Below are 14,005 nucleotides of genomic sequence, written 5' to 3' on the forward strand. Positions count from 1 at the left end.
TCACGCCTCCGGAGCGAGCTCGACGGCCTGCACGACCAGGCCTTCCCCGCCACCGACCAGCTCCAGCTCGGCGATGCGCCCGACAGCCTTGAGGTCGCCCTCTGCGAGACGGAGGGCGGCGATGGTCACGTCGTCGCCGCCGAGCACGAGGCGCGCCACCGGCGTCTTCTGAGACGCCTTGGCCTCGGTCTTGGCACGGCGGATGCCGATGAGCGCAGCGCTGGCCGCCGCGAGCACGCCCGGGTCACCGGGTGCGCCGCCCTCGACAGGCTCAGGCCAGGACGCGGTGTGCACCGAGCCGTCCTCGAACCATGACCAGGCTTCCTCCGTCGCGAACGCGAGCACGGGGGCGAGGAGACGCAGCAACGTCGACAGCGCCGTGCGCAACGCGAGTGCCGCGGAGGCCTGTCCGACGTCGGTCTGGTTGTAGGCGCGCTCCTTGACGAGTTCGAGATAGTCGTCGCAGAACGTCCAGAAGAACGCTTCGGTGATCTCCAGGGCGCGGGCATGGTCGTACGCCTCAAAGGCGGCCGTGGCGTCGCGCACCACACGGTCGAGAGTCGCGAGCATCGCGGCATCCAGAGCGTGGGTCACCTCGGCGCCCGCCGGCACGGGGAACGACAGCACGAACTTGGCTGCATTGAGTACCTTGATCGCCAGGCGTCGCCCGATCTTCACCTGCGTCGGGTTCTGGGGGTCGAACGCGGCATCGGCGCCGAGCCGGCTCGATGCGGCCCAGTACCGCACCGCGTCGGTGCCGTGCTGGTCGAGGATGTCGGCGGGGGTGACCACGTTGCCCTTGGACTTCGACATCTTCTTGCGGTCGGGGTCGACGATGAAGCCGCTGATGGCGGCATCCGACCACGGAGCGCGATCGTCTTCCAGGGCCGAGCGGACCATCGTGGAGAACAGCCAGGTGCGGATGATGTCCTGGCCCTGGGGACGCAGGTCGAACGGCGCGACGACGTTCCAGAGCTCTTCGTCGCGCTGCCATCCGCCGGCCAGCTGCGGCGTGAGCGAGGAGGTCGCCCACGTGTCGAAGATGTCCTTCTCACCCTCGAAGCCGCCGGGCACGCCGCGCTGGGACTCCGTGAAGCCGGGCGGCACGTCGGTCGTCGGGTCGACCGGCAGGCTCGCGACCTCGGCGGTGATCACACCGCCCTCGACCCGCTCGCCGTTCTCGTCGAGCGGATACCAGACGGGGATCGGCACGCCGAAGAAGCGCTGGCGGCTGATGAGCCAGTCACCGGTCAGGCCGTTGGTCCAGTTCTCGTAGCGCACGCGCATGAAGTCCGGATGCCACTGCATGCCCTGACCGAGTGCGATGAGCTTCTCGCGGAACGCCTCGTCGCGGGCGCCGTTGCGCAGGTACCACTGGCGCGTGGAGACGATCTCCAGCGCACGGTCACCCTTCTCGTAGAACTTCACCGGGTGGCTGAACGGCTTCGAAACCTGCAGCAGCTCGCCCGAGGCCTCCAGCAGCTCGACCATCTTCTTCTTGGCGCTGAAGACGGTGAGCCCGGCCAGCTCGGCGTAGGCGGCCTTTGCGGCATCCGTGGTCACGGCCTCGGGGGCGTCGGGAAGGATACGTCCGTCCTGGCCGAGGATCGTCCGGTTGGGCAGATCGAGCTCACGCCACCAGATGATGTCGGTGACATCTCCGAACGTACACACCATGGCGATGCCCGAACCCTTGTCCTGCTGGGCGAGCGGGTGCGCGAGGACGGGCACCTCCACGTCGAAGATCGGCGTGCGAACCGTCTGGCCGAAGTACGGCTGGTACCGCTCGTCGCCGGGATTGGCGACCAGCGCCACGCAGGCCGCGAGCAGTTCGGGGCGGGTCGTCTCGATGTGGATGTCTCCCGAGCCGTCGCTCTTGTGGAAGGCGAGACGGTGATACGACGCCTGCTGTTCGCGATCCTCGAGCTCGGCCTGGGCGATCGCGGAGCGGAAGTCGATGTCCCACAGCGTCGGCGCGAGCGCCTGATACGCCTCACCGCGCTCGAGGTTGCGCAGGAACGCGAGCTGGCTCGTGCGGATGGTGTCGTCCGAGATCGTGCGGTACGTCTGCGTCCAGTCGACCGAAAGTCCGAGCTGACGGAAGACAGCCTCGAACGCCTTCTCGTCTTCGAGCGTCAGCTCCTCGCACAACTCGATGAAGTTGCGGCGGCTGATGGGCACCTGATCGGCGGGCTTCAAGCTCTTCGCGTCGCCGCGGAACGGGGGAGTGAAGGAGGGGTCGTACGACAATGACGTGTCGCAGCGCACTCCGTAGAAGTTCTGCACGCGACGCTCGGTGGGCAACCCGTTGTCATCCCATCCCATGGGGTAGAACACCGTCTTGCCACGCATCCGCTCGAAGCGCACCTTCACGTCGGTGTGGGTGTAGCTGAAGACGTGGCCGATGTGGAGCGATCCCGACGCGGTCGGCGGCGGCGTGTCGACGGAGAAGACGCCGGCGCGACCCTTGGCCTTCGCTGCGTCGCGGTCGAAGAGGTAGGTGCCCGCCGCGCTCCACGCGGCATCCCACTTCTGCTCGAGGCCCTCCAGGGCGGGCTTGTCGGGAATCTGCGCGTCGGACATGGATCTCCTCGAACGATATGTGCGGCACTGTGTGAGCGTGCCTGAGTGTGGAATGTGCGCCCCAGTCTACCGGGCGCGCGCCGGTAGGTTCCGACGAAATGGCGGATGCCGAGGAACGCCCGACCCGATCCGATCTCGACATCTCCTCGCGAACCAATCGGCCGCGCATCGGCGTGGCGCTCCCACGCACTGCGGTCGACGGCGAAGGCGAGGTGTGGCATGTCGACGCCGCGGTGGTGGGTGGTGAAGGTGCGGCGCACCGTCATGCCGAGTCGGATCGCGACGTTCATCGAGGCCACGTTCGTCGAGCGGATCTTCGCGTACAGCTCGTCGATCCCCAGCGTCGAAAACGCCCAGTCACGACACCCGGCGGCGGCCTCGACGGCGTACCCGTGACCCCAGTGAGCGCGCTGGAACAGGTAGCCGACCTCGACGATCTCGTCGTCATCGATCTGCTGCCGCGTGATGCCGCACTGCCCGATCATCCTGCCCGTCCCGCTGTGCACCACCGCCCACAGCCCGAAACCGTCGTCCCGGTACCGCTGCTGCGTGCGACGCAGCCACGCCGACGATTCCGCATCGCTGAACGCGCCGTTGTACGCCGTCATCGCCTCCGGGTCGTGGAGGATCGCGCGCAGGTCCGGCAGATCCTCGTCGGTCATCTCTCGCAGCCGCAGCCGGGCCGTCGCGATGTTCACGCGACGATCCGGATGCCGAGAGCCTGCGCGAACGCGGGGGCGTGAAGCTCAGCCTGTCGGGGCTGGAGCCAGGCACCGGTGAGCGCACGAACATCGGTGAATGCGAGCGCTTCGAGCCCGCGCAGATCCACATCGTCGCCTCGCATTCCACGCGTGTCGACCTCGTCGACGCGGCATCCCTCGAAGGCGACCCGCGCGAGTCGCGCCTCAGGCAGATCGATCGAGCCGAAGCTGCAGTCGACGAAGAGCACGTCGGTGAGCTCGGCGGACGGCAGCGAGAGGTAGTCGATGTGCGCCCCTCGCACCACGACGCTGTCCCAGCGCACCCGCAGCCCGTCGAGCGTCGCGATACGCCCGCCGGTCAGCTCGACATTGCGCCAGCTTCCGTCACGGGCGACCAGCGCCATCGCGCGGAGCTGGTCGACCGCGACGTCGACGAACGTGGCGCCCGTGGCGTCGACGTGACCGGCGGCCGGTCCGGATGCCGCAGCCACCCGAGACTCGACGAGACGGCAGTGCGCGGCATCCACCTCGCCGCCCAGGCCGTCGACGAGAACGCCGAGCAGGTCGGCCCGGCTGCGCAGCGCGCTGACCGCGTCGAGGTCGGTGGGAACGTCGGGGGCGCTGATTCGCGGAGGCCGGGGGCCGAGAGAACCGGAGGAGCGGGCAGCCATCCCTCGAGCCTACGCGCCCGGTATGATGGTCTGATCAGCACCGATCCGGCCATCACCGGGGAGCTCGCGGAAGAACGCCCAGGGAACCCCCGGGGTCACTAGAACCGCGCGGGGCAGGCCCGTCACAGCCGTCGCATGAGTGGCCGACGATGGGTGTCGGCAAGCGGGGTGGTACCGCGGTCGCACGATCGTCCTCGCAGGAAGACTGCACGAATCCGATGCACGAGCACCTGCTGGAGTGACATGAGCTACCCCCGTCCCTCGACGAACCCCGCCGCCGGCGTCACGAGCCCCTTCGGGCCCGCCGCCGACGTGTCTCCGAGCCCGCGCTTTCCCGCGATCGAGCGCGACGTGCTCGACTTCTGGGCGCGCGACGACACCTTCCGCGCGTCGATCGCGCAGCGCGACGGCGCCGAGGAGTGGGTCTTCTACGACGGCCCGCCGTTCGCCAACGGACTGCCGCACTACGGACACCTGCTGACCGGATACGCGAAGGACCTCTTCCCGCGCTTCCAGACGATGCGGGGCAAGAAAGTCGACCGCGTCTTCGGCTGGGACACGCACGGCCTTCCCGCTGAGCTCGAGGCCATGAAGCAGCTCGGCATCACCGAGAAGAGCGAGATCGAGCAGATGGGGATCGCTTCCTTCAACGCGAAGGCCCGCGAGTCGGTGCTCGAGTACACGCAGCAATGGGAGGACTACGTCACCCGCCAGGCGCGCTGGGTCGACTTCGAACGCGGCTACAAGACGCTCGACACGGGCTACATGGAGTCGGTGCTCTGGGCGTTCAAGGAGCTCTGGGACAAGGGCCTCGCCTACGAGGGGCACCGCGTGCTGCCCTACTGCTGGCGGGATGAGACTCCTTTGTCGAACCACGAGCTGCGCATGGACGACGACGTCTACAAGATGCGGCAGGACCCCTCGGTCACCGTCACGTTCCCGCTCGTCGGCGTGAAGGCGGAGAGCCTGGGGCTCACCGGTGTCCGTGCCCTGGCGTGGACGACCACGCCCTGGACGCTGCCGACCAACCTCGCTCTGGCCGTCGGCCCCGACATCGAGTACGTCGTCGTGCCGGGCGGGCCGAACGGAGCGGCGGATGTCCCGGCATCCGGCGACGACGAGGGCGCGGCGGCACATCGCTACCTGCTCGCTTCCGATCTGCTCGGCGGTTATGCGAAGGATCTCGGATACGAGAACGCGGCCGAGGCGGCCGAAGCCGTGGAACGGACCATTCTCGGCAGCGAGCTGGCGGACGTGCATTACGACCGGCTCTTCGACTATTACGCGGATGCCGAGGTGTGGGGCACCGAGAGCGCCTGGCGCATCCTCGTCGACGACTACGTCAGCACGACCGACGGCACCGGCATCGTGCACCAGGCACCGGCGTTCGGTGAGGACGACCAGCGGATCACCGAGGCGGCCGGCATCCCGCTCATCATGAGCCTCGACGACGGCGGACGCTTCCTCCCGCAGGTCGGCGATGTCGCGGGCGAGCTGTGGATGGACGCCAACCGTCCGCTCATCCGTCTGCTGCGCGCCGAGGGTCGCCTGCTGCGCGAAGCCTCCTACGAGCACTCCTACCCGCACTGCTGGCGCTGCCGCAACCCTCTGATCTACAAGGCCGTCTCCAGCTGGTTCGTGCGCGTCACGGCGATCAAGGACCGTCTGATCGAACTGAACGAACAGATCACCTGGGCGCCGGAGAACGTCAAGCACGGCCAGTTCGGCAAGTGGCTCGAAGGCGCCCGCGACTGGTCCATCAGCCGCAACCGCTTCTGGGGCTCGCCGATCCCGGTCTGGCGCAGTGACAACCCGGAGTACCCGCGCGTGGACGTGTACGGGTCGCTCGCCGACCTGGAGCGCGACTTCGGCCGGCTCCCGCGCAATGCCGCCGGCGACATCGATCTGCACCGTCCCTTCATCGACGAGCTGACGCGCCCGAACCCGGACGATCCGACGGGTGCGAGCACCATGCGACGCATCGAGGACGTCTTCGACGTCTGGTTCGACTCGGGGTCGATGCCGTATGCCCAGGTGCACTACCCGTTCGAGAACCGGGAGTGGTTCGACGAGCACGCGCCGGCCGACTTCATCGTGGAGTACATCGGCCAGACGCGCGGCTGGTTCTACGTCATGCACGTCCTGTCCGGTGCCCTGTTCGACCGGCCAGCCTTCACGGGTGTCGCCTGCCACGGAATCGTGCTCGGAAGCGACGGGCAGAAGATGAGCAAGTCGCTGCGCAACTATCCGGATGTCAGCGAGGTGTTCGACCGCGACGGCTCCGACGCCATGCGGTGGTTCCTCATGGCGTCCTCGGTGCTGCGCGGCGGCAACCTCATCGTCACCGAGGAGGGGATCCGCGCCGGAGTGCGCGAGTTCCTGCTGCCGCTGTGGAACACGTGGTACTTCTTCGCGACGTACGCGAACGCCGCCGCCCCCGGGGGCTACCAGGCGACGTGGCGCACCGACTCGACGAACGTTCTGGACCGCTACATCCTCGCGCTGACCGGCGACCTCGTGCGCGGCGTCGCCGCCGACCTGGAGCAGCTGGATTCGACGACGGCCGCGGCGAAGCTCCGCGACTTCGCCGAGGCGCTGACCAACTGGTACGTCCGCCGATCGCGCGACCGCTTCTGGGTGGGGGTGACTGACGACCCGGCATCCACCGACGCGTTCGACACGCTCTACACGGTGCTCGAGACGTTGACGCGCGTCGCCGCGCCGTTGATCCCGCTGATCTCCGAGCGCGTGTGGCAGGGCCTGACCGGTGGTCGCAGCGTGCACCTGGAGGACTGGCCGGACGCCGACGCGTTCCCGACGGCATCCGACATCCGCACCGCGATGGACGCCGTCCGTGAGGTCTCGAGCGTCGCGAACGCCCTCCGCAAGAAGGAGGGCAAACGCGTGCGCCTGCCCCTGCCGCGGCTCACGGTCGTGGTGCCGGACGCCGAGGCGCTCGCACAGTTCGAGGACATTCTGCGCGACGAGCTCAACGTGAAGGCCGTGGAGCTCGTCGAGCTCGAGGCGAGCACGGCGGTCGACTACGGCATCACGCACCGCCTGTCGGTCAACGCCCGCGCCGCCGGTCCCCGCCTGGGCAAGCAGGTGCAGCAGGTGATCGCCGCCGCCCGCGCAGGGGAGTGGACGGACGCCGACGGCTCTGTCGTCGTCGGCGGGATCGCCCTGGAGCCGGGGGAGTACGACCTCGTGCTCGAGACCGCCGGACGCCCCGACGGCGAGGCGCTCGCGGTGCTGACGGGTGCGGGAGACCGCCAGGGCGGCTTCGTGCTGCTCGACACCACCACGACGCCCGAGCTCGAAGCCGAGGGTCTCGCGCGCGACATCATCCGCGCCGTGCAGGATACCCGCAAGGCCGCCGGCTTCGACGTGAGCGACCGCATCCGCCTGCAGCTGCTGTTCTCCGCATCGGAGGATGCCGCGGCCGTCGCGGCCGCCTTCGCCACCGCGGACGTCGCGGGCGAGACACTCGCCCTCGACTACGCGGTCGTCTCACCCGAGGGCACCGCGCTCGTCGGAGAGGGATCGGTGTTGGCTGCCGCCGAGACGATCGACGCCGATCACACGGCGGTGGTCGCCGCCGGCACGTACGCCAACACCGGCGACGTCACCGTTGCCGTGACCCGGATCGGAGCGTCCTCGTGAACGACCGCCAGCGCGCCGACGCCGTCTACCGCGCCCTGTTGACCCGCCAGGGCGAGCAATGGGTGCAGCCCCGCGTCGAACGCACCCGCCGCGTGCTGGAACTGCTCGACGATCCGCAGCGGACCTACCGCGTCGTGCATGTGACCGGGACGAACGGGAAGACCTCGACCAGCCGCATCATCGAATCGATCGTGCGCGCCCACGGGTTGCGCACGGGGCTGTTCACGAGTCCTCACCTCGAACGCTTCACCGAGCGGATCATGATCGACGGGGAGCCGATCGAGGACGCACTCATCGCCGATGCCTGGGACGAGATCGCCCCGATCGTCGACCTCGTCGATGCCGAGCTCGCGGCATCCGGGGACGCCGCTCTCACCTTCTTCGAGCTGCTCACGGTGCTCGCCTTCGTGGCCTTCGCTGACGCGCCGGTGGACGTGGCCGTCATCGAGGTCGGGATGGGCGGCACGTGGGACTCGACGAACACGGCCGACGGCGACGTCGCGGTGATCGCACCGATCGATCTCGACCACGCCGACAAGCTCGGACACACGATCGCCGAGATCGCCGCCGTCAAAGCGGGGATCATCAAGACCGACGCCGCCGCGGTGTCGGCACAGCAGGATCCCTCGGCCCTGGACGTCCTCACCACAGCCGCGGCCGCGCGAGGCGCGTCCCTCGCGGTCGAGGGGACCGCCTTCGGCCTCACGAGCCAGACGCTCGCCGTCGGCGGACAGCAGCTCAGCGTGCGGGGCCTCGCGGCGACATACGACGATCTCTACCTGCCGCTGTACGGCGCACACCAGGGGCACAACGCGGCCCTGGCCATCGCGGCCGTCGAGTCGCTCATCGGCGCCGGCCGACAGCCGATCGCGCCCGATGTGCTCACCGACGGACTCGCACAGGTGACCTCGCCCGGCCGTCTCCAGCTGATCGGTGTCGCGCCCACCGTGCTCATCGACAGCGCGCACAACCCGCACGGCGCACGCGCCCTGGTGGCCGCGCTGGGCGACTCGTTCGACTTCGACGAATGGGGCATCGTGCTCGGCGCGTTCGCCGACAAGGACATCGCGGGGATCGTCGCCACTGTCGCGCCGGCGGCGACCCAGGTGTTCGTGACGGCGCCGGACTCCGAGCGGGCGGCCGACCCCGATGCGCTGGCCGACCTGGTCGAAGCTGCGGGAGTTCCCGTCACCGTGCACCGCGACCTCGCCGACGCGGCCGAAGCCGCGCGCGAATGGGCGGCGGGCTCGAACCGACGCGCCGTCGTCATCGCGGGCAGCGTCGTGCTGGCGGGCGAGGCCCTGCAACTTGCTGCCGACGGTGACTGGAAGGCGGGGTGGAGCGCGTGAGCGGGCGCGTGCGACGCGCGCGCGGCGCGGAAGAGTCGCTCGCGCAGGTCGTGCTCGGATTCGAGTCGATCATCGTCTTCCTCGGCGGCCTGGCGATCTATGGCCTGAACGCCCTTCCCGACGGCATCCCCTCATGGTGGGGGATCGTCGGCGGCTCCGTCCTCGCGGCACTCATGGTCATCACCACCGGCCTGACCCGCTCACGTGTGGGCATCCTGCTCGGCTGGCTCTGGCAGGTCGTCGTCGTGCTCGGCGGACTGCTCGTGCCCGCACTCGTCCTCGTGGGAGTGATTTTCGGGGGCATGTACGCGTATGCGACCATCAAGGGCAGAGCGCTCGACCGCCGCAACGCGGTCCGCGCAGGCGCTTCCCCGCACGTCACGAACGGAGACTGAAATGCCCACCGAAGAGACCCTCGTCCTCGTCAAGCCTGACGGCGTGGCGCGCGGCCTGACCGGAGCGATCCTCGCGCGCATCGAGGCCAAGGGTTACGCCCTGGTCGACATCAAGCTGGTCGAGCCCGACCGTGACGTCCTCGAGCAGCACTACGCCGAGCACGCGGGCAAGCCCTTCTACGAGCCGCTTCTCGAGTTCATGCTCTCCGGGCCGTCGGTCGCGATCCGTCTCGCCGGCAACCGCGTCATCGAGGGCTTCCGTTCACTCGCCGGCACGACCGATCCCACGACCGCGGCACCCGGCACGATCCGGGGAGACTTCGGCCGAGACTGGGGACTGAAGGTTCAGCAGAACCTCGTCCACGGCAGCGACAGCCCCGAGTCGGCCGCACGTGAACTGGCGATCTGGTTCTGATCCCACCCTGCGCGATCCGGTGCCCTTCCGTCCCTGAGACGGGAGGGCACCGGCCGTTCGAGCGCCGGGCGCCGGCGACGCGGAATCTCAGAAGATGACGTCGAGCAGCTGCGGGACGGCGTCCAGCCGCAGCTGCGCGAGCAGGAGCACCACCGCATACGACACGAACGCCATGAGCGGGACCCACGCGGCCAGAGAGTCGCCGACGGCACGCACACGCGGGTGGGAGGAGATCACGCCCGAGCGCAGCAGCTGGACCGCCACGGCGTAGAACGTCGGGATCGTGACGAGCCACGTGACCATGCACCAGGGGCACAGCGTTCCGAGGAAGAAGATGCTCTGGGTGATCAGCCAGATCACGAATCCGAAGGCGAACGTGACGCCCGCGAAGAACGTGAGCCAGAACCAGCGGGCGAAACGGGCGCCGGCGAGAACAGCCATCCCCACCACGATCGGCGCCATCCATCCGGTGAGGCCCAGGATGGGGTTGGGGAAGCCGAAGACGCTGCCCTGAGCGGAGTCGAGGTTCGCACTGCACTGCACGACGACACTGAAGTCGCATGACGCCGGTGCGGTCGATCCGGTGGCCTTGTCGAATTTCTCCAACGTCAGGGCGAACGCCGCGATCCACCCGATGACTCCCGCGATCACCAGCCAGATGGCGAGGATCTTCGGGCGGGTGTCGATGGTCTGCGCGGACATGCTGGCGATTATCGCATCCACACGGACGGTCGCTGCTGGGAGACCGAGTGAGCGTCAGAGCACGGTCCGAGCGTCGCTCTGCTCAATCTTCGTCGGATGATGCGATAATGGTGGCCGATGCATCGCGGCCGCGCCGCACCACGCATCACCGAAGACTTCGGGCGATGAACGCCCTTGGCAGCACGAGTCCCGCCGACGAGCGGGTGAGGCTGCAGACCGAGTGAGTATGCGGTTCCCCACTATCGGGTGACGCCGCCAGAGTTCACCCGACGGCACGCGGAGCCGGCGGCGAGGAGTAAGCCAGAGATGGCCGATGAGAACAACGATCAGTCCACAATCCCTGCCGACGAGGTCCTGACCCCGTCGCTTCCCTCCATCGAGGAGGCTGGTGCGCCCACGGACGCCGGCACGCACGACGCCGCCGCCGGCACGCACGACGACGCCGCCGCCGAGGACGCGCCTATCATTGACGGCGCGCCGGTCGCGGAGGAGCACAGCGGCGAGGCGGAGGCCGCGGATGCTGAGAGCACCGAGGCCGCCGGCAGCGAGTCCGACGCCGCCGAGCCCGAAGCCACCGAGCCCGAAGCGACGGAACCCGAAGCGACGGAACCCGAAGCGACGGAGCCCGTCACGGCTGTGAGCCTCGGGCTCCTGCCCGCCGAGTTCGTCTCCGCCGTCTCGACGAAGCTGGTCTTCTACGCCCCGCAGATCGTGCCGCTTCCCGCGCGTCCCGGCATCCGTGTCGATCAGGGAGACGACCGGGACGAGGGGCCCTCCGAGTCCGGCACGAGCGCGCGCCGGCGCAACCGTCGACGTGGCGGCGGATCGTCGGCCAACGATGATGACACCCCGCGAGAGCAGAGCCAGCCTCGCCGGCGCGCCGTGGAGTTGATCACCGAGCCGCAGCGGATCAAGGGATCGACGCGCCTCGAGGCCAAGAAGCAGCGTCGCCGCGACGGCCGCGAGGCCGGACGCCGCCGCACCGTCGTCACGGAGGCCGAGTTCCTCGCCCGGCGCGAGGCCGTCGACCGCGACATGATCGTGCGCTCGAAGAACGGTCGCATCCAGATCGCGGTTCTCGAAGACAACGTGCTGGTCGAGCATTACGTCGCTCGCAGCCAGGAGTCCTCGCTCATCGGCAACGTGTACCTCGGCCGCGTGCAGAACGTGCTGCCGAGCATGGAGGCTGCCTTCGTCGACATCGGCCGGGGCCGCAACGCCGTGCTCTACTCCGGAGAGGTCGACTGGGATGCCGTGGAGACGGGCAACCAGCCGCGGCGCATCGAGCTGGCGCTCAAGAGCGGCGACCGCGTTCTCGTCCAGGTCACGAAGGACCCCGTCGGCCACAAGGGCGCGCGCCTGACGAGTCAGATCTCACTGCCGGGCCGTTACCTCGTGTACGTGCCGGGCGGCGCCATGAACGGCATCTCGCGAAAGCTCCCCGACACCGAGCGCGCGCGCCTCAAGCGCATCCTCAAGGAGGTGCTGCCGGAATCCAGCGGCGTCATCGTGCGCACGGCCGCAGAGGGCGCCACGGAAGAGCAGCTGACGCGCGATGTGCAGCGGCTCACCGCGCAGTGGGAGCACATCTCGTCTCAGGTCGAGAAGATCGGCGCTCCTGCGCTCCTGCACTCCGAGCCCGACCTGCTCGTGAAGATCGTCCGCGATGTCTTCAACGAGGACTTCTCCAAGATGCTCATCCAGGGCGAGGACGCTTACCAGACGATCACGGCCTATCTGGCCGGCGTCGCGCCGGACCTTCTCGAGCGCGTGGAGAAGTACGAAGACGACCAGGACCCGTTCGACCGCTTCCGCGTGACAGAGCAGATCGAGAAGGCGCTGGACCGGAAGGTCTGGCTGCCGTCGGGCGGCTCGCTCGTCATCGATCGCACGGAGGCCATGACGGTGGTCGACGTCAACACCGGCAAGTTCGTCGGCTCCGGCGGCAACCTGGAGGAGACGGTCACCAAGAACAACCTCGAGGCCGCCGAGGAGATCGTCCGCCAGCTCCGCCTGCGCGACATCGGCGGCATCATCGTCGTCGACTTCATCGACATGGTGCTCGAGTCCAACCGCGATCTCGTGCTGCGACGCCTCGTCGAGTGCCTCAGCCGCGATCGCACCAAGCATCAGGTCGCCGAGGTGACCTCGCTCGGCCTCGTGCAGATGACCCGCAAGAAGCTGGGACTGGGACTGCTCGAGACCTTCAGCGAGGCCTGCGAGGTCTGCGCCGGTCGCGGCGTGATCGTGCATCACGACCCGGTCGTCAAGCACCGTGGCGCGCAGGCGCCCGCGTCGACCGGCGGCCGTCGGTCGCGACAGAGCTCCTCGCCCGCCGCCGCCGGCGGCAACGGCTCCGTGAGCGGCGGCACGCACGTGATCACCGAGAGTGCGAAGTCCGCGCTCGCGCAGATCGCCGCATCCACCATCCACACCGCAGCCGAGGATGCACCGGAGGCCGCAGAGGCCCCGGCGGTGACATTGATCGATGCGCAGCCTGAGGCCGCACCCGAGCGCGCCAAGCGTCCCCGCAAGAAGCGCGAGCCGGCTTCTCGCTCCTCGGCCAACGAGCGGAGCGAGAAGGAGATCCTCCTCGACTCGGTGCTGAGCGCTCTTCCGGAGCCGAAGGCTCCTGGCCAGGGTCGGGGACGCCGACGCGTCACCACCGCCGCGCTGACCGGCACCCCGGTGGCGGCGACGCCGACGGCCGAGCCCGCCGCCGAGTGATGCTCGCGCGTGGCGGGGGAGCGGTCAGCCCTCGCGACGCTCGCGTGCCGTGATCCGCAGGCCCGAGGCGATCAGACGCTTGACGAGTTCGTGGCCGCTGACGTGCTCGGCACCGGCGGCGACGAGGCGCGTCAGCTCATCCTCGGGAACGTCGTAGTGATCGCGATCGAATCCGCGCCGCGGGATGCCGTTCGCGGCCGCGAAGGCGTGCAGTTCATCGAGGTCGCTGTCGCTGACCAGGTGCGCCCACAACCTCCCGTGGGCGGGCCAGCGCGGGTCGTCGATGAGGATCGCCATCCTCGCAGTCTAGGTCGACGCGCGACACGCCTTGCGTCGCTTTTGCCGATGGCCCCGGCATCCGGTAAAGTAGACCCTTGGTGCGTCGAGTTTCGCCTCCGCACTGGATATTTGGGTACACCCTCAGGGGACGTACTCGTCCCATGAAGACAGCCGGGGCCGTTGGCTCCGCAGAAGAAAAACAGGTGTGAAGTGGTTTACGCAGTTGTGCGCGCCGGTGGCCGTCAGGAGAAGGTGGAGGTCGGCACGATCGTCGTCCTCGACCGTCAGCAGGCCAAGATCGGCGACAAGCTCGAGCTGCCCGCGGTGCTGCTCGTCGATGGTGACGCCGTGACGACCGACGCCGACAAGCTCGCGAAGGTGACCGTGACCGCCGAGGTCCTCGGCGAGGAGCGCGGCCCGAAGATCGTGATCCAGAAGTTCAAGAACAAGACCGGCTACAAGAAGCGCCAGGGCCACCGTCAGGACCTCACGCGCGTCAAGATCACCGGCATCAAGTAAG

Annotated in this window: 10 protein-coding genes and 1 pseudogene; 6 read left to right on the forward strand and 5 right to left on the reverse strand. The window is 68.8% G+C overall.

What is annotated here, in order from left to right; all coding sequences use genetic code 11:
* The 3 genes and pseudogenes from valS to ABS64_RS10260 all read right to left on the reverse strand — a co-directional run bounded on the left by valS (position 1) and on the right by ABS64_RS10260 (position 3,955).
* Positions 1-2,583 (reverse strand): valine--tRNA ligase, encoded by a 2,583-nt coding sequence (gene valS, locus ABS64_RS10250; protein WP_061683221.1) that lies wholly within the window; start codon positions 2,581-2,583, stop codon positions 1-3.
* 302 nt (positions 2,584-2,885) lie between these two features.
* A pseudogene (locus ABS64_RS10255) lies at positions 2,886-3,245 on the reverse strand (GNAT family N-acetyltransferase); the annotation flags it as partial.
* Between the two features lie 32 nt (positions 3,246-3,277).
* On the reverse strand, positions 3,278-3,955 hold the full coding sequence (locus tag ABS64_RS10260; protein WP_061683220.1) for a hypothetical protein: 678 nt from the start codon (positions 3,953-3,955) through the stop codon (positions 3,278-3,280).
* Positions 3,956-4,198: 243 nt separating this feature from the next.
* On the opposite strand from ABS64_RS10260, the gene ileS reads away from it, so the two are divergent.
* The 4 genes from ileS to ndk are packed head-to-tail and all read left to right on the forward strand — an operon-like array spanning position 4,199 to position 9,777.
* Positions 4,199-7,618 carry an isoleucine--tRNA ligase gene (ileS, locus tag ABS64_RS10265; protein ID WP_288119785.1) on the forward strand — a complete coding sequence of 1,140 codons (3,420 nt, stop codon included), beginning with the start codon at positions 4,199-4,201 and terminating at the stop codon, positions 7,616-7,618.
* The gene (locus ABS64_RS10270; protein WP_292683399.1) at positions 7,615-8,967 is read left to right on the forward strand and encodes a folylpolyglutamate synthase/dihydrofolate synthase family protein; all 1,353 of its coding nucleotides are present in this window, start codon (positions 7,615-7,617) and stop codon (positions 8,965-8,967) included. Before ileS ends, ABS64_RS10270 begins: the two co-directional genes overlap by 4 nt.
* Positions 8,964-9,362, forward strand: a complete 399-nt coding sequence (locus ABS64_RS10275) for a DUF4233 domain-containing protein (RefSeq protein ID WP_271170971.1) — start codon at positions 8,964-8,966, stop codon at positions 9,360-9,362. Before ABS64_RS10270 ends, ABS64_RS10275 begins: the two co-directional genes overlap by 4 nt.
* A 1-nt stretch (position 9,363) precedes the next feature.
* A complete protein-coding gene (gene ndk / locus ABS64_RS10280) occupies positions 9,364-9,777 on the forward strand; it encodes a nucleoside-diphosphate kinase (protein ID WP_005053482.1) in 414 nt (137 codons plus the stop codon).
* Positions 9,778-9,864: 87 nt separating this feature from the next.
* Here the strand turns inward: ndk and ABS64_RS10285 are convergent, their stop codons facing one another.
* Positions 9,865-10,479, reverse strand: coding sequence for a vitamin K epoxide reductase family protein (locus tag ABS64_RS10285; RefSeq protein ID WP_204947208.1), 615 nt, complete (start codon positions 10,477-10,479; stop codon positions 9,865-9,867).
* A 306-nt stretch (positions 10,480-10,785) separates the two neighbouring features.
* Between ABS64_RS10285 and ABS64_RS10290 the strand changes: the two genes are divergently transcribed.
* A complete protein-coding gene (locus tag ABS64_RS10290; RefSeq protein WP_292683404.1) occupies positions 10,786-13,206 on the forward strand; it encodes an Rne/Rng family ribonuclease in 2,421 nt (806 codons plus the stop codon).
* A gap of 24 nt (positions 13,207-13,230) precedes the next feature.
* On the opposite strand, the gene ABS64_RS10295 is transcribed toward ABS64_RS10290, so the two are convergent.
* Positions 13,231-13,503 (reverse strand): DUF4031 domain-containing protein, encoded by a 273-nt coding sequence (locus ABS64_RS10295; protein ID WP_061683214.1) that lies wholly within the window; start codon positions 13,501-13,503, stop codon positions 13,231-13,233.
* 192 nt (positions 13,504-13,695) lie between these two features.
* Here ABS64_RS10295 and rplU point away from each other — a divergent pair, with 192 nt between their 5' ends.
* Positions 13,696-14,004 carry a 50S ribosomal protein L21 gene (gene rplU / locus ABS64_RS10300; RefSeq protein WP_005053490.1) on the forward strand — a complete coding sequence of 103 codons (309 nt, stop codon included), beginning with the start codon at positions 13,696-13,698 and terminating at the stop codon, positions 14,002-14,004.
* Position 14,005: the final 1 nt, after the last annotated feature.

It is taken from the genome of Microbacterium sp. SCN 69-37 (assembly GCF_001724435.1).
GTDB classification, from domain to species: domain Bacteria; phylum Actinomycetota; class Actinomycetes; order Actinomycetales; family Microbacteriaceae; genus Microbacterium; species Microbacterium laevaniformans.

Bases quoted from the DNA above. Each gene is read 5' to 3' on its own strand.
- ABS64_RS10285 (WP_204947208.1), bottom strand. From the start codon at position 10,479: ATGTCCGCGCAGACCATCGACACCCGCCCGAAGATCCTCGCCATCTGG.
- valS (WP_061683221.1), bottom strand. From the start codon at position 2,583: ATGTCCGACGCGCAGATTCCCGACAAGCCCGCCCTGGAGGGCCTCGAG.
- ABS64_RS10295 (WP_061683214.1), bottom strand. From the start codon at position 13,503: ATGGCGATCCTCATCGACGACCCGCGCTGGCCCGCCCACGGGAGGTTG.
- ndk (WP_005053482.1), top strand. From the start codon at position 9,364: ATGCCCACCGAAGAGACCCTCGTCCTCGTCAAGCCTGACGGCGTGGCG.
- ABS64_RS10260 (WP_061683220.1), bottom strand. From the start codon at position 3,955: ATGGCTGCCCGCTCCTCCGGTTCTCTCGGCCCCCGGCCTCCGCGAATC.
- ABS64_RS10290 (WP_292683404.1), top strand. From the start codon at position 10,786: ATGGCCGATGAGAACAACGATCAGTCCACAATCCCTGCCGACGAGGTC.
- ileS (WP_288119785.1), top strand. From the start codon at position 4,199: ATGAGCTACCCCCGTCCCTCGACGAACCCCGCCGCCGGCGTCACGAGC.